This window comes from Acidovorax sp. FW305-C-20-28, assembly GCF_058783375.1.
In genome coordinates, this window is sequence record NZ_JBYSYM010000001.1 from 519,260 (window position 1) to 541,178 (window position 21,919).

Here is a 21,919-nt window from a genome sequence, read left to right on the forward strand (position 1 = left end):
GAAGAAGCACTCGGATGCGCCGGCACCTCCCTGGGCTGCTGGAAACCCGGGAAGAGCGACAAAGAAAAAGAGGAGCGCCCGCGGGCGCGGGGCTCAAACCAGCGGCAGCAGCCGGTTGAGCGAGAGCTTGACGCGCACGTCCTTGTGCGCGACCACACCGACGATCTTCCACTGGGGCTGGGCGGTGTCGCGGGGGATCAGCTCACCCGTGGGCATGCCCAGGCGGTTGGTGACCACCGCCACGCGCGGTGTCGTGCCGGTGCTGCCGCGGCGCAGCACCACGGCCACTTCCTGGCTGGCGAGCTTGACGAAGGCGCCCGGAGGGTAGATGCCCAGGGCCTTGACCAGGGCAGCGCCGGCTTCGTCGACCTTCTGCTCCTCGTCGTAGTAGCTGGCCTGCATGGCGGCCGTCACCGGCATGGGCGAGCGCGCTGCGCGTGGCGCCAGCCGTGCGCCGAAGACGTCGGCCCGCTGGATCAGCCGGGCCATCTGCAGGGCGGGGCTCTTCTGGCTGAACGCCCCCGGGGTGCGGTGATGGTGATGGCGCACGGCCTCCAGCCACATCTCGCTGTGCACCCCCAGTTCGCGCAGCAGGGCTTCGGAGCGGGCCGCATGGTTTTCCACGGCGGTGATCTGGGTCGAGGTCAGGGGTTGGGCCTGCTGGGCCAGCTGGTCCTGCAACTCGGTCATGGCGATGTTCATGGTGAGGGCCGCCTGCCCCACCACCTGGACCTGGCTCGCGGGCCAGCGCAGCATCTCCCGGGCCACGACCATGCAGACGCAGGCCACCAGCATGGCGTGGGTGCCGCTGTACATGCGCGTCTCCTGGGCCGACAGGTAGATCAGGGCCAGCAGCGTGGCGTCGGGCGATTGCTCGCAGTTGCGTGCCAGCTCGGCATGCAGGGGCTGGAAGCGGTCCGGAAAATCGATGGCGTGCGGGTGGCGCAGCAGCTGGGTGGTGCGTTCCTGCAGGGCGGGCCAGTCCACCACGTAGGGCGGAGCGTCGCGCTCGCGCGAAGCGGCGTGGGCGCCCGCGGTCATCTTGACGGAGGCGAGCTCACCGAGGTTGGTGTCCTGCCGCAGCATGCGCTGCAGCTGGGCCACATAGGCGCGGTAGCTTTCGCCAGACTCTTCCACGTCCACGCACAGCTGGCGGCCCCGGGTGACCATGCTGCCCAGCTCGTCCCGGGTGTTCACCACGAAGCCTTTTTGGGCCAGCAATGTGCCATCGGCACCCCGCAAGGCGAAGGGCAGCGGTTGGCCGAGCTGGATGGATCCGACGTTGATGGTGACGAGCTTCATAGGGGTGCACCATTATCCTGCCGCCCCCGTGCGTGTTAAAGGGCGCAAACCCGGGTGGTTTGCGCCCTTTTACGCGGATGAGCGGGTTCCCCGCCGCCCTCAGGGAATGGCCGGTGCCTGCTCCGGCTTGGCCGCCGGCGCGCGCGGCGGCAGGCCGCGCAGGCGCCGCTGCATGCGGCCGAACCACTGGCCCACGTCGTCCACCCCGGTGAACACGGCCGGGATCACCAGCAGGCTCAGGAAGGTCGAGGTGATCAGCCCGCCGATCACGGCCACCGCCATCGGCGAGCGGAAGCTCGCGTCGGCCGCGCCGAAGCCCACGGCAATCGGCAGCATGCCCGCACCCATGGCCAGCGTGGTCATGATGATGGGCCGTGCGCGCTTGTGGCAGGCGTCGATCAGGGCCTCGAAGCGCGTCATGCCGTGCTCGCGCCGCGCCAGGATGGCGTACTCCACCAGCAGAATGGAGTTCTTGGTGGCGATGCCCATGAGCATGATGAGCCCGATCAGCGAAGGCATGGAGAAGCTCTTCTGCGCGATCAGCAGGCCCACGAAGGCCCCGCCCAGCGACAGTGGCAGGGCGGCCAGGATGGTCACGGGGTGCAGGAAGTCCTTGAACAGCAGCACCAGCACAATGTAGATGCACAGCACGCCGGTGAGCATGGCCAGGCCGAAACTGGCGAACAGCTCGCCCATCACCTCGGCATCGCCGATGGTGATCTGGCGCACGCCGGGCGGCAGGTTCTTGATGGATGGCAGTTCCGCCACGGCCTTCGTCACGTCACCCAGGGGCAGGCCCGAGAGCTCGATCTCGAAGTTCACGTTGCGCGAGCGGTCGTAGCGGTCCACCACCGCCGGGCCGCCGCTGAACTCCAACGTCGCCACCTGGCCCAGCATCACCGGGCCCTTGGCACCCGGCACGGCCAGGCGTTCGAGCAGCGACAGGTCCTGGCGCGCGCCGTCCTGCAGCTTGACGACGATGGGCACCTGGCGCGAGGCCAGGTTGAGCTTGGGCAGGGACACGTCGTAGTCGCCCACGGTGGCGATGCGCAGAGTCTCGGCGATGGCGCTGCTGGTCACGCCCAGGTCGGCGGCGCGCGCAAAGTCGGGGCGCACCGCGATCTCCGAGCGGATCAGGCTGGCGGTGGACGACACGCTGCCCAGGCCGGGGATGGTGCGCAGGTCCTTCTCCACGGCGAGAGAGGCTGTCTGCAGCGCCTGCGGATCATCGCCCGTGAGCACCAGCACGTACTTCTCGCCCGAGCCGCCCAGGCCGACCTTGCTGCGCACGCCGGGCAGGCTCTCCAGCGCAGCGCGGATCTGGTTCTCGATGCCCTGCTTGCGCGGCCGGTCGCCGCGGTCGGCCAGCAGGATGGTGAGCGTGGCCTTGCGTGTCTCGGCGTTGGCACTGCCCATGAAGGGGTCGGAGCCGGCCGAGCCGCCGCCGATGGTGGTGTAGACGCTCTTCACATGGTTCACCGCGGCCACGCGCTGGCGCGCGTCCTCGGCCACCACGCGGGTCTGCGCCAGCGTGGCGCCGGGCGGCAGCTCCAGGTAGACCTGGGTCTGGGAGTTGTCGTCCGGCGGGATGAAGCCCGTGGGCAGGAGCGGGATCAGCGCCAGCGAGCCGATGAAGAAGGCACCCGTGGCGATGAAGGTGATCCAGCGGTGCTTGATGCACCAGGCGGCCCAGCGCAGGTACCAGCCCATCCAGCGCGGGTCCTTGTGCTCGTCCACGATGGGCTTCAGGATGTAGGCCGCCATCATGGGCGTGAGCACGCGTGCCACGACCAGCGATGCGAACACGGCCAGCGCCGCCGTCCAGCCGAACTGCTTGAAGAACTTGCCTGCGATGCCGCTCATGAAGGCGGTAGGCAGGAACACCGCGATCAGCGTGAACGTGGTGGCCACCACGGCCAGGCCGATCTCGTCCGCCGCTTCCATGGCCGCCTGGTAGGGCGTCTTGCCCATGCGCAGGTGGCGCACGATGTTCTCCACCTCCACGATCGCATCGTCCACCAGGATGCCGACCACCAGTGACAGCGCCAGCAGCGTGATCACGTTGATCGAGAAGCCCAGCAGGTACATGCCGATGAAGGCCGGGATCACCGACAGCGGCAGCGCCACGGCCGAGACGAAGGTCGCGCGCCAGTCGCGCAGGAACAGCCACACCACCAGCACGGCCAGCAGTGCGCCTTCGTACAGCAGGTGCATGGAGCCGTCGTACTCCTCCTGCACGGGGGTCACGAAGTTGAAGGCTTCGGTGATCTCCAGGTCCGGGTGCTGGGCGCGCATCTCGGTGAGGGCCGCCTGCACGGCGGCGCCCACTTCCACCTCGCTCGCGCCCTTGCTGCGGGCCACCTCGAAGCCCACCACGGGCTTGCCGTTGAGCAGGGCCATGGAGCGCGGATCTGCGAAGGTGTCGGACACCGTTGCCACCTGGTCCAGGCGCACATGGCGGCCGTCGGACAGGGACAGCGTGAGGCCTGCCAGCTCCTGGGCCGATTGCACGGTGGCCAGGGTGCGCACGGGTTGCTCGCTGCCGCCCAGGTCGGTGCGGCCGCCGGCGCTTTCGGTCTGCACCAGGCGCAGCTGGCGCGAGACATCGGCCGCCGTCGCCCCCAGGGCCTGCAGCTTCACGGGGTCGAGCGCCACATGCACCTGGCGGTCCACGCCGCCCACGCGGTTCACGGCGCCCACGCCGCGCACGGCCAGCAGTTTCTTGGCCACATCGTTGTCGACGAACCAGGACAGGGCCTCGTCGTCCATGCGGCGCGAGGCGATGGTGAAGGCCAGCACCGGCTGGGCTGCCAGGTCCATCTTGGTCACGATGGGGTCGCGCACGTCACCGGGCAGGTCGCCGCGCACGCGCGCCACGGCCGAGCGCACGTCATCGAGCGCTTCCTGCGTGGGCTTTTCCAGGCGGAACTCGGCCGTGATGGTGGCGCCGCCGTCCTGCACCTTGGTGTAGATGTGCTTCAAGCCCTGCAGCGTGGCGATCGAGCTTTCGACCTTGCGCGCGACGTCGTTCTCCAGCTGCGCGGGCGAGGCGCCGGGCAGCGAGATGGTGACCGAGATCGTGGGCAGGTCGATGTCGGGGAAGTTCTGCACCTTCATGCCGTTGAAGGACAGCAGGCCGCCGAAGGTCAGCAGCACGAACAGCATCAGTGCCGGTATGGGGTTCTTGATCGACCAGGTAGACACATTCATGGTGAATGCTCCTTGTACTGCTTTACTTGGTGGCCGAGGCCGGGGCTGCCGCCTTGGCCGCCGTGGGCACGGTCGCCGTGCCCTGCACCCCGACCGGCGCGCTGTTGGAGACGCGCACCAGATCGCCATCGTTGAGGAAGCCGGCGCCGCGCACGGCAATGGCGGTCGCGGGCTCCAGGCCCGAGAGCACCTCCACCCGGTCGCCCACGCGCCGGCCGGTCTGGATCTTGCGCTGCTGCACGCGCTGGTCGCTGCCCAGCGCGAACACGTAGGAGAAGCCATCGCGCACCACCAGGGCTTCCTGCGGCACGGTCATGGCCTCGCTGCTGCCCAGGGCGAACTCGCCGCGCGCGAACATGCCCGGCAGGATGGCGCTGAGCGCGAGCTTGGGGTCGGCGGGCGTGTCCGTGGCGGACGACGGCAGGTCCACATAGACCAGGGCGTTGCGCGTCTGCGGGTCCACCGTGGGGCCGACCATGCGCACCGTGCCCTGCACGGTGGTGCCGCTGGCCGCCGTCACGCTGACCTTGGAGCCGGGCTGGATGCGTGCCAGTTCGGTCGAGGTGACTTCGGCACGCCACTCCAGCCGGCCCTTGCGCACCATGCGGAACAGCTCGGTGCCGGCCCCCACGACCGCGCCCACCGTGGCGCTGCGCGCCGAGATGATGCCGCTGTCGGGCGCCACCACCTGGGTGTACTTGAGGCGCAGCTGCTGGGCGTTGAGCAGGGCCTGGGCCGCTTCCACGCGGGCCTGGGCCGTCTTCTCGGCCGTGGTGTACTGCTGGATCTGCTGCTGGCTCAAGGCGCCGGAGGCCTGCAGCGAGCGCGCCCGTTCGGCATTGGCGGCGGCCTCGGCGGCCGTGGCCTGGGCTTCGAGCAGGCTGGCGCGGCCCTGGGCCACCTCGGCCTGCGTGGTTTCGGCCGAGAAGGTGGCCAGCACCTGGCCGCGCTTGACCACGTCGCCCACGTTCACGCGCACGTCGGTCAGGCGCAGGCCGTTGCTTTCGGCACCGATGATGGCCTCCTGCCAGGCGGCCACGTTGCCGTTGGCGGCCAGGCGCAGGGGCACGGCGGTGCGCTGGGGCTGGGCCGTGGTCACGGTCAGCGCGGGGCGCGGCTGGTTGGCCTTGGGCTCGTCGGCCGCGCGCGAGGCGCCGGAAAACACCAGGGCGCCAGTGGCGAGAAGGACGCAGGCGGCCACAACGGCCAGCGCGGAAGCGGAGAGTTTGAACTGGTTCATGGAAAGGGTCCGTTCATCCGGAAGGTGTCAGGAAATGGGGAGACGGGCTCAGCGGGTGCCGGCCTGGGCGGTCTCGGCCAGGCCCGGGACGGTGGTGCTGTCCCAGCCGCCGCCGGCTGCGCGGTACAGCGCGATCCAGGCGGACTGGCGCTCGTGCTGCAGGGCCAGCACGGCGTTCTGCGCGGCCAGTGCGGTGCGGCGCGCGTCTTCCAGTTCCACCAGGCTGGCCAGGCCGCCGCGCCAGCGCGCGTCGGTGGCATCGAAGGACACGCGGTAGCCTTCGGCCGCGGCGCGGGCGCTGGCGTTGCGCTCGGCCGTGCTCTGCAGCCGCACCAGGGCCTGCTCGACCTCGCTCACGGCGCGGCGGATGCTGGCGCGGTACAGCGCCACCGACTCGTCGTAGCGCGCGCGGGCGGCATCCACCTGGGCGGCGCGGCGGCCGCCGTCGAACAGCGGCAGGCTCAGCGACAGCGGGCCCAGGGTCCAGGCGTCCACCTCGTTGCCGGTGCCGCCCGTGCGGACCCAGGCCTTGCCGATATTGCCGCTGAGCGACAGGCGCGGGTAGCGCTGGGCCTGGGCACTGCCCACCTCGGCGCTGGCCGCAGCCACCTCGCGCTCGGCGTTGTACACGTCGGGGCGCTGGGAGATCACCTGCGCCGGCAAGGCAGCGATGGCGAACAGGCTGTCCGGTGCCGGGGTGATGGGCGTGGCCGTGATCAGCTGGCGCAGCGCGGCCTCGTCCTGTCCGGTCAGGGCCACCAGGGTCTTGAACTCCACATCGCACTGCATGCGCTGCTGCGAGGCGCGCGCCGTCGCCTCGGCAGCGCTGGCGCGTGCCAGGGCCGCCGTGGCCGGTGCCGTGAAGCCGGCGCGCTCGCTCAGGTCCGACAGGCGCGAGGTCTCGCCGCGCGAGCGCGCGTCGCGCTCGGCCACGTCGAGCTGCTGCAGGCAGGTGCGCAGGCTGCTGGTCTGCTGCGCCACCTCCGCCGCCACGCTCACGCGGGCTTCGTGCCACAGGGCCTGGGCGCCGGCCAGGCGCTCGCTGGCCGCGTCGCGCGTGGCGGCATTGGCGCCGAACAGGTCCACCTCCCAGGCGGCCTGCAGGCCGGCTTGGGAGGTGGTGGCCAGGCTGCCGACCTGGGCGTTGGCGCCGCGGCTGGAGGTTGCCTGGGCATCGAGCGTGGGCAGGAGGGCCGCGCCCGCCGTGGTCTGGGTGGCACGGGCCTGCAGCAGGCGCGAGCGCGCCTGGGCCACGCTCGGGCTGATGCCCTGCGCGGCTTCGATCAGGGGCACCAGCGCGGGGTCGTTCCACTGGCGCCACCACTGCGCGAGGTCGGCCATCTGGCCGCCGTGTGGCAGCGGCGCGGTCCAGCTGGCGGGCGGCCGGGCCTCGACCGCCGCGGGGGGCCGCGCCGTGCTGCAGGCGCCAAGCAGCAGCACGCTGCAAACGCCCAGGGTTCGAACAAGCAATGTCATTCCTCTTCCTCCTTGTTGTTGTGCCCGCGCGGTTCGCGCAGTGCCTGGCGGCGTGCCACTTCGCCCTGGATCATGGACATGGCATAGCCGGTCAGGCGTTCGGCCCAGGCGTCCGCGGTGGCGGGGCCTGCGAGTTGGGGGGCAATGGCGGCGATGGCGTCGCGCTGGGTCCACAGCAGCATGACCAGGCCGCCGATCGAGAACGCCAGGCGGTGCATGTCGTCGTCGATCTCGGGCACGCCCATGTGCTCGCACAGCAGGCGTGCCAGCGCCAGGTGCGGGGCCTTGCATTCGCGCTCGATCAGCTCGGGCCAGACGTGGGTGGGTTCGAGCAGCTCACGCACATGCAGGCGCGTGGCCTGGCGCACCAGGTCGTCGTGCTTGAGCGGCTCCAGCAGCCCCGTGAAGTAGTTCTGGAGTGCCTGTTGCAAGCTGAGCCCGGGGGCGGCAAACACCTCGATGAGGTCGCTGCCGCTGCCAAAGGGCTCGTAGAAGGTGGCCGTGTACAGCTGCGCCTTGTCGCCGAAGTGGTAGCCGATGGCGGCCACGTTGGTGCCGGCCGCGACCGCGATGGCGCGCACCGAGGTGCGCGCAAAGCCATGCTCGGAAAACAGCCGCAGCGCGGCCTGCAGCAGGCGTGCGCGCGTGTCGTCGCCATCGCTGCGCGCAGCCCGTGGCGGGCGCGCTGCGCGCTTGGCGGCAGGCGGGGAAATCGGCGGGTCAGAAGGCATGGCGGTGGATTAGACCACCATAATTCAAACAAGTGTTTAAATTAGCGTGACATTCGGCAACAGGCCGCCGCCGGCCGGGTGGAGGCTCAGCGCGCGGAGCCGAACACCGCCGCCCACAGAGCCAGCACGGCGTCGCGCTCGGCCTGCAGGGCCGGGGGCATGACCTGGGTGGGCACCTCGTCCAGCCGCGCCCGGTGCTGCACGCGGCGCAGTTCGCGGTAAGCATCCGCCGCCGCATGGCCCACGCCGGCAGGCAGCAGGCCGACCTGTTCGGCGCGCTGCAGCAGGGCGATGTTGCCCACGTTGGCCACCAGCTCAGGGTGCGCCGCCGCCTGCGAGAGCACCAGGTACTGCACGGCGAATTCCGCGTCCACCATGCCACCCGGGCTGTGCTTGACGTCGAACTGCCTGTCGCGCGTGGGGTGCGCCTGGGCCACCTTCTCGCGCATGGACACGATTTCTTCGCGCAGGGCCACGGGGTCGCGCGGCGAGGTGATCACGGCTGTGCGCACGGCGTCGAAGCGGGTCTCCAGCTGTGGGCTGCCCATCACGAAGCGCGCGCGCGTCATGGCCTGGTGCTCCCAGGTCCAGGCGGTGTTGCTGCCGCGCCGCTCCTGGTAGTTGGCGTAGGCTTCGAAGCGCGTGACCAGCAGGCCGGAGCTGCCGTTGGGCCGCAATGCAGTGTCGATCTCGTAGAGGTCGCCCTCGCCGGTCTTCACCGTGAGCCAGTTGATCAGCTTGCGCACGAAGGCGGCGTAGACCTCGGGGGCGCGCTCGTCGTCGTCGTCGAAGACGAAGACGATGTCCAGGTCGCTGCCATAGCCCAGCTCCTTGCCGCCGAGCTTGCCGTAGCCGATCACGGCGAACTGCGGCACCTCGCGGTGGCGGGTCTTGAGGCGGCTCCAGCACCACTGGGCGGTCACGCGCAGCACGCTGTCGGCCAGGGCGCTGAGGTCATCGGCCACCTGCTCTACGGTGATGCGGTGCTCCACATCGCGCGCCAGCGTGCGGAAGGTCTCGGCATGCTGGGCGCGGCGCAGCAGGTTGAGCAGGGTCTCGTCGTCGTCCTCGCCGGTGGAGGTGATCGAGGCCAGGCGCATCGCCAACTCGCGCTCGAAATCGGCCACCGAGAAGCGCTCGGCCAGCAGGGCGTCGCCCACCAGCTCGTCGATCACGCCCGGGTGCTGCAGCAGGTAGCGCGCCGGCCAGCGGGCTGCGCCCAGCAGGTGCAGCATCTGCTCGTGCACCGAGGGGCGCTCCAGCAGCAGCGACAGGTAGCTGTCGCGGCGCAGCAGGGGTTCGAGCCAGTTGGCCATGCGCACGGCGGCCTCTTCGGTCACGCGGCCTTCGGTGAGCCACTGGGCGGTGCGCTGCACCAGGCGGAACAGGCGCGCGCGCGTCTCGTCGCGCAGGCCCTGCACGCGCGGGTGGCTGCGCCACTCGGCCACGCGCTCGCGAAAGCCCGGGGGCAGCTGTTCCAGCAGGGCTTCGAGTTCGGGGGGCGGGGGCGCGGCCGCGCGCGGGCCGCCGCAGCCGCCCTTGCTGCACTGCTTCTTGCCGTTGCCGCCCAGCAGGGTGTCGAATTCTTGCGCCACGAGTTCGCGGTGGGCGTCGAGCTCGTGCAGGAAGGCGCAGCAATCGGGGTAGCCCATGGTGCGGGCGATCCAGGCCAGGTCGTCGTCGCGCGTGGGCAGCACATGGGTCTGCTGGTCATCGAGGTACTGGATGCGGTGCTCCACCCGGCGCAGGAAGACATAGGCGCGTGCCAGGGCGTCGGCCGTCTCCTGCGGCATCAGGCCGGCCTGGGCCAGGCGCTGCAGGGCGTCGAGCGTGGGGCGCCGGCGCAGCTCGGGAAACTGCCCGCCGCGCACCACCTGAAGGAGCTGCACGGTGAATTCGATTTCGCGGATGCCGCCGCGCGAGAGCTTGACGTCGTTGGCGCGCTCGGGGTGGCCTGCGCTGCGTTTGGCCGCATGGTCGCGGATCTGGCTGTGCAGCAGGCGCAGCGCATCGAACACGCTGTAGTCCAGGTAGCGCCGGAACACGAAGGGCAGCACCACGCCGCGCAGCGCCTGCACCTCGGTGCTGGCAATGCACTCGCGCGGCGCCACCACCCGGCTCTTGAGCCAGGCGAAACGCTCCCATTCGCGGCCCTGCACCTGCAGGTACTCCTCCAGCGCCGCCAGCGAGACGGCCGCCGGGCCCGAATTGCCGTTGGGCCTGAGCGCCAGGTCCACGCGAAAGACGAAGCCGTGCTCGGTGGTGTCGCCGACCAGGCTGTAGATGGCCTTGACCGCACGCGCGAAGTACTCGTGGTTGGAGATCCTGCCCCGGCCATCCGCCAGGCCGGCGGTTTCGCCGTCGTGCTCGTAGACGTAGATCAGGTCGATGTCGCTCGATACATTGAGCTCGCGCGCGCCGAGCTTGCCCATGCCGATGATCCACAGCTGCACCGGCTGGCCGTCGGGGCCCCGGGGCGCGCCGTGGCGGGCGTCGAGATCCTGGCGCGCATGCCGGCAGGCCCGGTCCAGGGCGAGTTCGGCCAGCTCGGTCACCGCACAGGTGATGTCGGACAAGGGGGCCTGGCCATCGCAGTCGAGCTGGATCAGGCGTTCCATGACCAGCTGGCGCAGGATGCGCAGGGCGGTTCCGGTGTCGTTGCCACGCGCCAGCAGGGCATCGCAGACCGCATCCATCGCGTCGCGCCGGGGGGCGCCCGGCGGCAGCAGGGCCAGATCGCCACCGTAGCGGCGGTGCAGGCGCTGCAGGAAACGGGAATGCCCGGCCAGGGGCTGGCCGTCCTGGAAGGGATCGTTACAGGCCATGGGCATGGGAATGGCGGGAATGGCAACCGGCTGCCAGGAGGGGGCCATGGGCTGCTGCATACACAAGAACACGGGTTCGCATTGAACCCACAAGCACACCGCGGGTCATAATTCCTGCCACATTCAATCCCACCATGATCGATCCCACCCCGCACCCCTCACGCCTGCTCAAGACAGTGGCAGGCTTTGCGCGGTGGTCACTGGGGTTGCTTGTCGCCTTCTGGCTGCTGCTGACCATCGCCTGGGGGGCCCTTCATGGCTGGATTGTGCCGCGAATCGGCGAGTTCCGCCCGCAGCTGGAAGACCATGCCGCACGGGCTCTAGGGGTTCCCGTGCGCATCGGCGCCCTGAGCGCGCGCTCCGAGGGGCTGATCCCCTCCGTGCAGCTGGTGAATGTGGCACTCCTGGACAGCGCTGGCCGCGAGGCCCTGCGCCTGCCGCGCGTGGTCGTGGCCCTGTCGCCACGCTCGCTGCTGAACTTCGGCTTCGAGCAGCTCTATATAGAGAAGCCCGACCTGGACATCCGCCGCGCCAGCGATGGCCGCATCACCGTGGCCGGCCTGGCCATGAAGGACAGCGGCGGCGGTAGCAATGGCGCGGCCGACTGGTTCTTCTCGCAGGGCGAGGTGCTGATCAAGGGCGGCACCCTGCGCTGGACCGATGAAATGCGCAATGCCCCCCAGCTGGCCCTGACCGAGGTGGACCTGCTGGTGCGCAACGGCAACTGGAGCCACCGCATGCGCGTGGACGCCACGCCACCACCCGACTGGGGCGACCGTTTCTCGCTGGTCGGCCTGTTCCGCGCGCCGCTGCTGCGCGCGCGCGATGGCAACTGGCAGCACTGGAACGGCCAGGTCTACGCCGACTTTGCGCGGGTCGACGTGTCCCAACTGCGCCACCATGCCGACCTGGGGGTGGACGTGGCCCAGGGCCGTGGCGCCCTGCGGGCCTGGGCCGACGTGAGGAGCGGCCAGATCGTGGGGGGTACGGCCGACCTGGCCCTGGCCGATGTGAATGCCACCCTGGGACCGGGGCTGGAACCCCTGGCGCTGCCCTCCATCGCCGGGCGCCTGGGCGGACGGCAGCTCAAGGGCGGTTTCGAATTCTCCACGCAAGGCCTGCAATTCACCACCGACGACGGCCTGCGCTGGCCCGGTGGCAACGTCAAGCTGGTCTACACCGACGCCACCGCCAAGGCGCCCGCCCAGGGCGATTTCCGGGCCGACCGGCTGGAGCTGGCGGCCCTGGCGCAGATTGCCAGCCGCCTGCCCCTGGGCAGCACGGCGCACGATGCCGTGCGCCAGTACGCCCCCAAGGGCCTGGTCAACGAGATCCAGGCCACCTGGAAGGGGCCGCTCGATGCGCTGCAGCAATACCAGGTGCGCGGCCGCATCCAGGGCCTGGCGCTGGCCGGGGAGCTGGACAGCGGCGTGGCGCAGCGCCTGGGACTGCGCGGCGCCACGGTGGACCTGGACATGACCCAGGGCGGCGGCAAGGCCCAGCTCGCCATCGAATCGGGTGCCCTGCTGCTGCCCGGCGTGTTCGAAGACCCCGTGCTGCCGCTGGACCGCCTGAGCGCCGAGGTGCGCTGGCAGCTGGAGGGCGAGCGCATCGCGGTGCAGGCCAGTGAGGTGAAGTTCGCCAATGCCGATGCCCAGGGCGAGGCGCGCGCAACCTGGCACACCGCGGATCCCACCAAGAGCCCGGCCCGCTCGCGCTTTCCCGGCGTGCTCGACCTCTCGGGCAAGCTCACGCGGGCCGATGGCACGCGCGTGCACCGCTACCTGCCCCTGTCGGTGGGTGAAGAGGCCCGCCACTACGTGCGGGATGCCGTGGTCGCCGGCACGGCCAGCGGCGTCGACTTCAAGGTCCGGGGCGATCTGCACGACATGCCGTTCAACGACCCGCGCCAAGGTGAGTTCCGCATCGCCGCGCGGGTCAAGGACGTGACCTACGCCTTCGTGCCGCCCCAGTTGCACCCGAACGATCCATTGCGCTGGCCGGCCCTCACACAGCTGCAGGGCGAGCTGATCTTCGAGCGCTCCTCCATGCACGTGCGTGGCGCCAGCGGCAGCTTTGCCGGCACATCCGGGGTGCGCGTCGCGCGCGTGGAGGCCTCCATCCCCGACCTGTCGCACACCGTGGTGGCCGTGAATGCCGATGCGCGCGGGCCGTTGCCCGAACTGCTGGGCGTGGTCAACACCTCGCCGCTGTCGCGCATGACGGGCAACGCCCTGGCGCAGGCCAGCGGCACGGGCAACGCCGACTTGCAGCTCAAGCTCAGCCTGCCCATCAGCCAGATCGACAAGTCCCGGGTGCAGGGCAGTGTCACCCTGGCGGGCAACGACGTGCGCATTACGCCCGATACACCGATGCTCGGGCGCGCGCGCGGCGTGGTGCAGTTCAGTGAAACGGGGTTCTCGCTGGTCGGCATGCAGGCCCGGGCCCTGGGGGGCGATGTGCGCCTGGAAGGGGGCATGCGCGCCCTGGCCGCCAATGCCCCGGCCACGGAAGCCGCGATCCAGCTGCGCGCGCAGGGCACGGCCACGGCCGAAGGGCTGCAGCAGGCGCCCCAGCTGGGGCTGCTGTCGCAGCTGGCCGGCCGGGCCACGGGCAGCGCGCCCTACACACTGGCGCTGGCCTTTCGCCGCGGCGTTCCCGAGGTGCAGGTGACGACCAGCCTGCAGGGGCTGGCGCTGGCGCTGCCGGCCCCGCTGGGCAAGACGGCCGAGAGCAGCCTGCCGCTGCGCTACGACAATTCGCTGGCGCGCGAATCGCTGACCGGCGCGGTCACCGCCGCCGGCACCGCGCCGCCGCTGCGCGACCAGATCACGCTGGACCTGGGGGCCCTGGGTTCGGCCACCTACCACCGCGACGTGAGCGGCGCCCAGCCGCGCGTGCTGCGCGGCGCGATCGGCGTGGGCCTGGCGCCCGGGGAGTCGGCGCCCATGCCGACCGAGGGCGTGGCGGCCAACATCCAGCTGGCCCGGCTCGACATCGATGCCTGGGAAGACCTGCTCAGCCCGCCGCGCCCGGCGGCCGCATCGGCCGCGGCGGCTGCAGCGCCGGCCCGCCCGGCGGGCGGCGCGCTGGCCACCAGCGCCACGCAGGACTACCTGCCCACCACCGTGGCATTGCGCGCCCGCGAGCTGTCGGCCCAGGGGCGCACCCTGCACAACGTGGTGGCTGGCGGGCAGCGCGATGGCCCGGTCTGGAAGGGCAACATCGATGCGGCCGAGCTCAGCGGCTTCGTGGAATTCCGTGAAGGAGGGGGCGGGGACTCGGGCAACGGCCGGCTCTATGCGCGCCTGTCGCGCCTGAACATGCCGCAGAGCGACGCCAACCAGGTCGAGGCGCTGCTTGAAGAGCAGCCGGGCTCGCTGCCCGCGCTGGACATCGTGGTCGATGACTTCGAGCTGCGTGGCCGCAAGCTCGGCCGGGTGGAGATCGAGGCGCAGAACCGCGGCAGCGACAGCACGCCGCGCGAGTGGCGCCTCTCCAAATTCAACATCACCTCGCCCGAGGGCAGCCTCACGGCCAACGGCAACTGGGCCCTGCTCAACCAGCCGCGTGCCGGCGGCAGCGGCGGCGAGCGCCGCACGGTGCTCAATTTCCGGCTCGACATCCGCGACTCGGGCGACCTGCTGGCCCGTTTCGCCATGCCGGGGGTGATACGGCGCGGCAAGGGCCGCATGGAGGGCCAGGTGGCCTGGATGGGGGCGCCTTTCAGCCCGGACTACCGCTCCATGACCGGCCTGGTCAATGTGAACATCGAGGCCGGCCAGTTCCTCAAGGCCGACCCCGGCCTGGCCAAGCTGCTCAGCGTGCTCAGCCTGCAGTCGCTGCCGCGCCGCCTGAGCCTGGATTTCCGCGATGTCTTCAGCGAAGGCTTCGCCTTCGACTTCGTGCGCGGCGACCTGCGCATCGAGCAGGGCGTGGCCACCACCAACAACCTGCAGATGAAGGGCGTGAACGCCGCCGTGCTCATGGAGGGCAGTGCCGACATCGACCGCGAGACGCAGGACCTGCGCGTGGTGGTGGTGCCCGAGATCAATGCCATGACGGCCTCGCTGGTGGCCACGGCCATCAACCCCGTGATCGGCCTGGGCAGCTTCCTGGCCCAGGTCTTTCTGCGCGGCCCGCTGATCGAGGCGGCGACGCAGGAGTTCCGCATCGATGGTTCCTGGTCCGATCCGCGCGTGGTGCGCGTGCCCCGGCGTGCGCGCGTGTCGGGCAATGCCGCGGACAACGGGCCATCACCCACCGCTCCTCGAACCGGAGAGTCCTCATGAAAGTCGCTGCCCTGCAGATGGTGTCCGGAACCCACCTGGACGACAACTTGGTCGCCGCCCGGGCCTTGCTGGAGCAGGCGGCGCGCGCGGGCGCCGAACTGGCCGTGCTGCCCGAGTACTTCTGCATCATGGGCCGGCAGGACACGGACAAGCTGGCGCTCCAGGAGGCGCATGGCGAAGGCCCGATCCAGGACTTCCTGGCGCGCGCGGCACGCGAACTCGGCCTGTGGGTCGTGGGAGGCACCCTGCCGCTGCGCGGCAACGACGCCGTGCGCGTGCGCAACACCACGCTGGCCTTCAACCCCGAGGGGGCCTGCGTTGCGCGCTACGACAAGATCCATTTGTTCCACTTCGACAACGGCCAGGACCAGTTCCACGAAAGCCGGGTGATCGAGCCCGGCGACGAGGTCGTGCAGTTCGACCTGCGCTCGCGCGAGGGCGAACTCTGGCGCGTGGGCCTGAGCGTGTGCTACGACCTGCGCTTTCCCGAGCTCTACCGCGCCCATGCCCAGGCCGGGGCCGATCTGCTGCTGGTGCCCAGCGCCTTCACCCACACCACGGGCCAGGCGCACTGGGAGGTGCTGCTGCGCGCCCGGGCCATCGAAAACCTGGCCTATGTGCTGGCCCCGGCCCAAGGCGGCGTGCACGAAAACGGGCGCCGCACCTGGGGCCACAGCATGCTGGTGGACCCCTGGGGTGGCATTGCGGCGGTGCACGAAGAAGGTGTCGGCGTCGCCCTGGGAACGCTGGCCAAGGCGCGCCTGCGCGAGGTGCGCAGCCAGCTGCCGGCCCTGGGCCACCGCGTGCTGTGAGCAGCAAGCCGCGCAAGACCCTGTGGCAGCGCTGGCGCGGCGCGTGGCGGCGCTGGTCGCTGTGGACCCTGCTCGTGGCGCTGGTGGTGGCCATGCTGGTCACCGTGGTCTGGCTGGCAGGGCGCTACGAGGCCAGCCAGGTGCAGAGCCGGCTGGAGCGCGACACGGCCGATGCCGTTTCGGACGTGCGCGTGGCCCTCACGCGCAACCTGCAGAGCCTGCAGGCCCTGCATGCCGAAGACCCGGGTGTGCTGGCCTGGGAGGTGAATGCCTCCGAGCTGCTGCGCGGCCACCGCGAGCTGGTGCGCCTGGAATGGCGTGACACCGGCATGCGGCTGCGCTCGCAGGTGCAGACCCCCTACCGCCCCGTGTACTGGGACCGCGGCACGCGCGAGAGCGCGCACTCCGACGCCTCGCTGGCCTGTGCCAATGCGCGCCGCCTGAGCGGGCCGGCCTATTCGAGCAGTTACTTCCAGCCGCACGGCGATGGCCTGGGCTCGGAGATGATGGAGCTGTGCCTGCCCATCACTTCGGGCGGGCGCAACACCGGCTTCCTGGTGGCCACCTACGCGCTCAACGCCATGCTCGAAGACCTGGTGGGGCATGGCCTCACGCGCAGCCAGGAAGCCTCCTTCACCGAGGCCGACGGCACGCGCCTGGCGGTGCTGGGCGCGGCGCGGCGCGGCTCGCGCATGTTCACGGCCACGCACCTGCTGGACCTGCCCGGCGCCACCCTGGTGCTGCGCATGGACACCTGGCACAGTGCCCCGAGCCTGTTCCCGAACGTGCTCACGGCGCTGGTCACGGCCATGTCCATCGCACTGGTCACGGTGATGGTGGTGCTGGTGCGCGACAACCGCCGGCGCCTGCGCGCCGAGCGCGACCTGGGCGATGCGCTGGCGTTTCGCAAGGCCATGGAGGATTCGCTGGTCACGGGGCTGCGCGCGCGCGACCTGGAGGGCCGCATCACCTACGTGAACCCGGCCTTCTGCGACATGGTGGGCTTTGCGCCGCAGGAGCTCCTGGGCCTGAGCGCGTCGGCCCCCTACTGGCCGCCCGAGCGGGTGGAGGAGTACCAGCAGCGCCAGGCCATCCGCTTTGCGGGCTACATGCCGCCGCGCGAAGGCTTCGAGTCGGAATTCATGCGCAAGGATGGCACGCGCTTTCCCGTGCTCATCATCGAGGCGCCGCTGATCAACGCCCAGGGGCTGCACACGGGCTGGATGAGCGCCTTCCTGGACATGAGCGAGCAGCGCCGCATCGAGGAGCTTTCGCGCGCCTCGCAGGAACGCCTGCAGGCCACGGCGCGCCTGGCCACCGTGGGCGAAATGGCCTCGCTGCTGAGCCATGAACTGAACCAGCCGCTGGCCGCCATATCGAGCTATGCCACGGGCTCCATGAACCTGCTCGAAGCCCCGGTGGGTGTGGGCGATGCCCACCCTCCCCCGCCCGAGAACCTGCAGGACGTGCGCATGGCCATGCAGGCCATTGCGCGCCAGGCCGAACGGGCCGGCAAGGTGATCAAGAGCGTGCACGACTTCGTGCGCCGGCGCGACCAGGCGCGCGAGGCCGTGAGCGCGCAGCAGCTGCTCGACGCCATCATGCCGCTGGTGAGCCTGCAGGCGCGCAAGATCGGCGTGCGCGTGCACACGGCGGTGGAGGCCGACCTGCCGCCCGCGCTGTGCGACCGCACCATGGTCGAGCAGGTGCTGCTCAACCTGGCACGCAATGCCATGCAGGCCATGGACGTGCCCGGCGTCTCCAAGCGGGTGCTGGAGATCCGCGCGCGCCGCGCTGCATCGAACGCGCACCAGGCCTGGATCGAGTTCGCCGTGGCCGACCTGGGCGCCGGTATCGAGCCCGAGGTGGCCGAGCGCCTGTTCACCCCCTTCTTCACCACCCGCGCCGAGGGCATGGGGCTGGGCCTGAGCCTGTGCCGCACCGTCATCGAGCAGCATGGCGGCTTCCTCGGCTTTGCGCCCAACGAACCCCGTGGTACGGTATTCACCTTCACGCTGCCCGTCCACCAACCTCCCGCCTCCTCTTCTTCGACTGCCTCCTGATGGAACCCGTCTCCAATGCCACCGTGTACATCGTCGATGACGATGCGGGCGTGCGCGAAGCACTGGCCTGGCTGCTGCGCTCGCGCCGCCTGCCCAGCGAGTCCTTCGACAGCGCCGAAGCCTTCGATGCTGCGCTGCAGTCGCGCCCCGCGCAGCGCCAGCCCTGCTGCCTGCTGCTGGACGTGCGCATGCCGGGCATGAGCGGCCTGGCCTTGTTCGACCTGCTCATCGTGCGCGGTGATCTGGCGACCATGCCGGTGATCTTCCTCACCGGCCATGCCGATGTGCCCACGGCGGTGGACGCGGTCAAGCGCGGCGCCTTCGACTTCTGCGAGAAGCCGTTCTCGGACAATGCCCTGGTCGACCGCATCGAGCAGGCGCTCGCGAAATCGGCGGCCCACCTGGCCGCGCTGCGCGAGCGCAGCGACCTGCAGGTGCGCCTGGCCGACCTGACGGAGCGCGAACGCGACGTCATGGACCTGGTGGTCGAAGGCCTGCCCAACAAGCTCATTGCCGACCAGCTCGACATCAGCGTGCGCACGGTGGAAGTGCACCGCGCGCGCGTGTTCGACAAGATGCAGGTCAAGTCGGCCGTGGAACTGGCCAACCTGCTGCGCCAAGGGCACTGAGCCTGGCGCTCAGTCCTTGCCTGGCGGTGGAGGGGCCTTTTTGCCCTCCTCCTGCTCCGGGGACTTGAGCTCGCCGCCACGCCGCCCGGAAAACATGGTCCACCAGACGATGGCCACCAGCACCACCAGCGCGAGCAGCGCTTCAAGCAAAATCAGCCCCATGAAATTGACACTCCTGCGCCTTGTGACGACGGCGCTGATTGTAGGAACGCTGGCCGCCTGCTCCAGCACACCGCCCCCAAGTCCCTCCCGCCCCGCGGTCCTCTCCCCTGCGCTGCCGCCGGGCGCGGTGTCCATTCCTGGAGACAACGGCCCGCTGCCGCCGGCCATGGCCCAGCCCAAGAGCCGCTGGATCCCGGTGCGCTGGGCCGAGCTGCCGGGCTTTGCCAACGACGCGCTGCACGAGGCCTGGAATGCCTGGATCAAGAGCTGCGAGCGTCCGGCCCCACAGTTCGTGCAACTGTGTGGCGAGGTGCGCCAGCTGAGCATCGCCACGCCCGAGGAGCAGCGCGCCTGGATGGTGGCGCGGCTGCAGCCCTACCGCGTGGAGTCGGCCGAGGGCAACCCTGAGGGCCTGCTCACCGCCTACTACGAGCCCCTGATCGACGCCGCGCGCCAGCCCGGCAACGGCTACACGGTGCCCGTGTACCGGCTGCCCGCGGGGCATGGCGCACGCAAGCCCTGGTACACGCGCCAGCAGATCGACACCCTGCCCGAGGCGCAGGCCGCCCTGCAGGGTCGGGCCATCGCCTGGCTGCGCGACCCGGTGGAGTCCATGGTGCTGCACATCCAGGGCTCGGGCCGCCTGCGCGTGGCCGAGCCCGATGGCTCGGTGAGCCTGGTGCGTGTGGCCTATGCCGGCACCAATGACCAGCCCTACCAGAGCGTGGGCCGCTGGCTGCTGGACCAGGGCGCCACGCGCGATGCCACCTGGCCTGGCATCCGCGCCTGGCTGGCGCAGAACCCCCAGCGCACCAATGAGCTGCTCTGGGCCAACCCGCGCTATGTGTTCTTCCGCGAAGAAACCCTCGATGGCATGGAGGCCGGCTTCGGCCCCAAGGGCGCGCAGGGCGTGGCGCTCACGCCGGGCCGCTCCATCGCTGTGGACCGCCAGAGCATTCCCTATGGCACGCCGGTGTGGCTGGCCTCCAGCGGGCCGCAGGTGCAACTGAGCCGGCTGGTGCTGGCGCAGGACACGGGCAGCGCCATCCTGGGCGCGGTGCGGGCCGACTATTTCACGGGCTGGGGGCAGGAGGCCGGCGACATCGCCGGGCGGCTCAAGCAGGGCCTGCGCCTGTGGGTGCTCTGGCCCCGTTGAACCCGGGGCTCAGAGCTCGCGCAGACCGTCGAGCCCGGCGGCCGCCATCGACGGCAGGAATTCGATGAGCTCGTAGTCCGCGAGTTGCTCGCGGTGGAAGGGGTCTTGCTGCACGATGGCGAGCACCTCGTCGCGGCTGGCGGCGCGCACCAGGATCACACCGCCCGTGCGGGGCTCCCGGCGGCCCGAGAGCTGGAAGTGGCCAGAGGCGTAGTGCCGCTCCAGGAATTGCCGGTGCTCGGGCACGAAGCGGTCCACTTCGGACAGGGGCTGCTTGTAGCTGAGGATCAGGAGGTACATGGGGTGTTCAGCGCTCCACCACGAAGCGCGAGACCAGGGGCGGGGCGTCGCCGATGTGGAAGGCCAGCTTGCGCTCGCGCAGCGCGACGTCGGAGGCGGTGACGCGGTCGAAGCGGCGCAGGTGCTCGGTCCAGGATTCGTCTTCGATCTGCTCCACGTAGCGCGCCGGGTCGGCGATGTCGTGGCGCAACTGCCAGGACAGGGCGCCCTGGCGCAGGCGGCTGCGGCGGCTTTCCTGCATGAGCTCGCGGAAGTCGGCGGCGCGCGCGGGGTCGATGGTGTATTCGATGGTGGCGACCACGTGGCCGCGCTCGGGGGGGGTGGGCGCCACGGGGGCCTTGAAGGCCTGCGAGGGGCTCAGGTCCTCCTCGATGCTGCGGTCGGCCACCAGGCGCTGCACCACGGCCATGGCGGTGAAGCCGGTGACGGCTGCGATGCCCAGGCTCAGGTGCACGCTGGTCAGCGTGGCCACCTGGCCCCAGACGGCCGCGCCCAGGGCTGTGGAGCCCATGATGGCCATCTGGAAGATCGACATGCCGCGCGCGCGCACCCAGTTGGGCAGCGCCAGTTGGGCCGAGACGCTGAGCGTGTTGGCCGTGGTGATCCAGGCCATGCCACCCACCACCATGGCCGGCACGGCGACATAGACGTTGGGCGCAATGGCCATGACGCCGGTGGCGGCGGCCTGCAGCAGGGTGCCGCGCAGCACCAGCACATCGCGCGGCATGGCTTGGCGCAGGCGCGGCAGGAACATGGCGGCCGCAATCGCGCCCGCGCCCATGGAGGCCAGCAGCAGCGTGAAGGTGCCGGCGCCGCCGCCCTCCAGGCCCTTGGCCAGCAGGGGCAGCATGGCCATGAGCGCCGTGGCATGCAGGAAGAACACCGAGATGCGCCAGAGCACGGCGCGCAGGCGCGGCGACTGGCGCACGAACTGCAGGCCCACGCGCATGGCGCTGGGCAGGCGCTCGCGGCCTAGCGGGCTGGGCACGTGGGTGCGCTTCCAGCGCATGATCACCAGGCCCGAGCCCACCGACAGCACGGCGTTGAGCACGAACACCCAGGCGCTGCCCGCACTGGCGATGATGGCCCCGGCCAGCAGCGGGCCGATGATGCGCGAGGCGTTCATGGCCACGCCGTTGAGTGCCAGCGCGGCGGGCAGCTGCGGCCGGCTCACCAGTTCGGGCACGATGGCGGCGAACACCGGCCAGCGCATGGCCAGGCCGATGCCGTTGGCAAAGGTCAGGGCCAGCAGCAACGGTGCCGTCATGCCGCCGGCCAGGATGGCCACGCACAGCACCAGGGCCACGGCCGCGACCCAGAACTGCGTGGCCATGAAGTAGCGCCGCCGGTCCAGGATGTCGGCCAGCGCGCCGCTGGGCAGGCCCAGCAGGAACACGGGCAGGGTGGAGGCCGATTGCACCAGCGCCACCAGGATGGGCGAGGTGGTGAGCGTGGTCATGAGCCAGGCGGCCGCCACGTCGTTCATCCACATGCAGGTGTTGGCGGCCACCCAGGTGAGCCAGAGCATGCGGAACACCGGCACCGACAGCGGGGCCAGCGGCGAGAGCGATGCCGGGTTCGGGTCGGCGGGGGGCGTGGCCGCATCGGCCTGGGGCGTTCCCTGGGCAGATCCGGCCCCTGCGGCGCTGGAGGGGGGGAGGGATTCGGGTGCGACGCTGCGCGTGCTTTCGTGGGACGGCAATGGTGGCATGTCCCGCCAT

Annotated in this window: 14 protein-coding genes; 5 read left to right on the forward strand and 9 right to left on the reverse strand. The window is 70.7% G+C overall.

The genetic code is table 11. The features are described from left to right. Positions 1-93: 93 nt before the first annotated feature. The 6 genes from AC3WOH_RS02450 to glnE all read right to left on the reverse strand — a co-directional run bounded on the left by AC3WOH_RS02450 (position 94) and on the right by glnE (position 10,790). Positions 94-1,302, reverse strand: coding sequence for an HD-GYP domain-containing protein (locus AC3WOH_RS02450; RefSeq protein WP_492227810.1), 1,209 nt, complete (start codon positions 1,300-1,302; stop codon positions 94-96). Positions 1,303-1,401: 99 nt separating this feature from the next. Further along, the gene (locus tag AC3WOH_RS02455; RefSeq protein ID WP_492227811.1) at positions 1,402-4,512 is read right to left on the reverse strand and encodes an efflux RND transporter permease subunit; all 3,111 of its coding nucleotides are present in this window, start codon (positions 4,510-4,512) and stop codon (positions 1,402-1,404) included. 22 nt (positions 4,513-4,534) lie between these two features. Beyond that, a complete protein-coding gene (locus AC3WOH_RS02460; protein WP_492227812.1) occupies positions 4,535-5,752 on the reverse strand; it encodes an efflux RND transporter periplasmic adaptor subunit in 1,218 nt (405 codons plus the stop codon). A 48-nt stretch (positions 5,753-5,800) separates the two neighbouring features. Continuing rightward, on the reverse strand, positions 5,801-7,228 hold the full coding sequence (locus AC3WOH_RS02465; RefSeq protein WP_492227813.1) for an efflux transporter outer membrane subunit: 1,428 nt from the start codon (positions 7,226-7,228) through the stop codon (positions 5,801-5,803). Further along, positions 7,225-7,959: a TetR/AcrR family transcriptional regulator gene (locus AC3WOH_RS02470; protein WP_492227814.1), complete on the reverse strand. Its 735-nt coding sequence runs from the start codon at positions 7,957-7,959 to the stop codon at positions 7,225-7,227. Before AC3WOH_RS02470 ends, AC3WOH_RS02465 begins: the two co-directional genes overlap by 4 nt. 86 nt (positions 7,960-8,045) lie before the next feature. Beyond that, entirely contained in the window at positions 8,046-10,790 is a 2,745-nt protein-coding gene (glnE, locus tag AC3WOH_RS02475; RefSeq protein ID WP_492227982.1) for a bifunctional [glutamate--ammonia ligase]-adenylyl-L-tyrosine phosphorylase/[glutamate--ammonia-ligase] adenylyltransferase, read from the reverse strand. A gap of 128 nt (positions 10,791-10,918) precedes the next feature. Between glnE and AC3WOH_RS02480 the strand changes: the two genes are divergently transcribed. The 4 genes from AC3WOH_RS02480 to AC3WOH_RS02495 are packed head-to-tail and all read left to right on the forward strand — an operon-like array spanning position 10,919 to position 18,580. Next, the gene (locus tag AC3WOH_RS02480; protein WP_492227815.1) at positions 10,919-15,076 is read left to right on the forward strand and encodes a YhdP family protein; all 4,158 of its coding nucleotides are present in this window, start codon (positions 10,919-10,921) and stop codon (positions 15,074-15,076) included. Further along, positions 15,073-15,888, forward strand: a complete 816-nt coding sequence (locus AC3WOH_RS02485) for a carbon-nitrogen hydrolase family protein (RefSeq protein WP_492227816.1) — start codon at positions 15,073-15,075, stop codon at positions 15,886-15,888. Before AC3WOH_RS02480 ends, AC3WOH_RS02485 begins: the two co-directional genes overlap by 4 nt. Next, positions 15,885-17,951: a two-component system sensor histidine kinase NtrB gene (locus tag AC3WOH_RS02490; RefSeq protein WP_492227817.1), complete on the forward strand. Its 2,067-nt coding sequence runs from the start codon at positions 15,885-15,887 to the stop codon at positions 17,949-17,951. Before AC3WOH_RS02485 ends, AC3WOH_RS02490 begins: the two co-directional genes overlap by 4 nt. Next, positions 17,951-18,580 carry a response regulator transcription factor gene (locus tag AC3WOH_RS02495; RefSeq protein ID WP_184855459.1) on the forward strand — a complete coding sequence of 210 codons (630 nt, stop codon included), beginning with the start codon at positions 17,951-17,953 and terminating at the stop codon, positions 18,578-18,580. Before AC3WOH_RS02490 ends, AC3WOH_RS02495 begins: the two co-directional genes overlap by 1 nt. Before the next feature lie 9 nt (positions 18,581-18,589). Here the strand turns inward: AC3WOH_RS02495 and AC3WOH_RS02500 are convergent, their stop codons facing one another. Then, positions 18,590-18,742, reverse strand: a complete 153-nt coding sequence (locus AC3WOH_RS02500) for a hypothetical protein (protein ID WP_492227818.1) — start codon at positions 18,740-18,742, stop codon at positions 18,590-18,592. On the opposite strand from AC3WOH_RS02500, the gene mltA reads away from it, so the two are divergent. Then, on the forward strand, positions 18,675-19,898 hold the full coding sequence (gene mltA / locus AC3WOH_RS02505; RefSeq protein WP_492227819.1) for a murein transglycosylase A: 1,224 nt from the start codon (positions 18,675-18,677) through the stop codon (positions 19,896-19,898). The genes AC3WOH_RS02500 and mltA overlap by 68 nt on opposite strands. Positions 19,899-19,907: 9 nt before the next feature. Here mltA and AC3WOH_RS02510 read toward each other — a convergent pair whose 3' ends face one another. Then, positions 19,908-20,198 (reverse strand): YciI family protein, encoded by a 291-nt coding sequence (locus AC3WOH_RS02510; RefSeq protein WP_492227820.1) that lies wholly within the window; start codon positions 20,196-20,198, stop codon positions 19,908-19,910. 7 nt (positions 20,199-20,205) lie between these two features. Then, entirely contained in the window at positions 20,206-21,909 is a 1,704-nt protein-coding gene (locus AC3WOH_RS02515; protein WP_492227821.1) for an MFS transporter, read from the reverse strand. Between the last annotated feature and the right edge of the window lie 10 nt (positions 21,910-21,919).

Coding starts and splice junctions, on each gene's coding strand:
- AC3WOH_RS02450 (WP_492227810.1), bottom strand. CDS start 1,302: ATGAAGCTCGTCACCATCAACGTCGGATCCATCCAGCTCGGCCAACCG.
- AC3WOH_RS02460 (WP_492227812.1), bottom strand. CDS start 5,752: ATGAACCAGTTCAAACTCTCCGCTTCCGCGCTGGCCGTTGTGGCCGCC.
- glnE (WP_492227982.1), bottom strand. CDS start 10,790: ATGCCCATGGCCTGTAACGATCCCTTCCAGGACGGCCAGCCCCTGGCC.
- AC3WOH_RS02470 (WP_492227814.1), bottom strand. CDS start 7,959: ATGCCTTCTGACCCGCCGATTTCCCCGCCTGCCGCCAAGCGCGCAGCG.
- AC3WOH_RS02495 (WP_184855459.1), top strand. CDS start 17,951: ATGGAACCCGTCTCCAATGCCACCGTGTACATCGTCGATGACGATGCG.
- AC3WOH_RS02465 (WP_492227813.1), bottom strand. CDS start 7,228: ATGACATTGCTTGTTCGAACCCTGGGCGTTTGCAGCGTGCTGCTGCTT.
- mltA (WP_492227819.1), top strand. CDS start 18,675: ATGGTCCACCAGACGATGGCCACCAGCACCACCAGCGCGAGCAGCGCT.
- AC3WOH_RS02510 (WP_492227820.1), bottom strand. CDS start 20,198: ATGTACCTCCTGATCCTCAGCTACAAGCAGCCCCTGTCCGAAGTGGAC.
- AC3WOH_RS02480 (WP_492227815.1), top strand. CDS start 10,919: ATGATCGATCCCACCCCGCACCCCTCACGCCTGCTCAAGACAGTGGCA.
- AC3WOH_RS02500 (WP_492227818.1), bottom strand. CDS start 18,742: ATGGGGCTGATTTTGCTTGAAGCGCTGCTCGCGCTGGTGGTGCTGGTG.
- AC3WOH_RS02455 (WP_492227811.1), bottom strand. CDS start 4,512: ATGAATGTGTCTACCTGGTCGATCAAGAACCCCATACCGGCACTGATG.
- AC3WOH_RS02515 (WP_492227821.1), bottom strand. CDS start 21,909: ATGCCACCATTGCCGTCCCACGAAAGCACGCGCAGCGTCGCACCCGAA.
- AC3WOH_RS02485 (WP_492227816.1), top strand. CDS start 15,073: ATGAAAGTCGCTGCCCTGCAGATGGTGTCCGGAACCCACCTGGACGAC.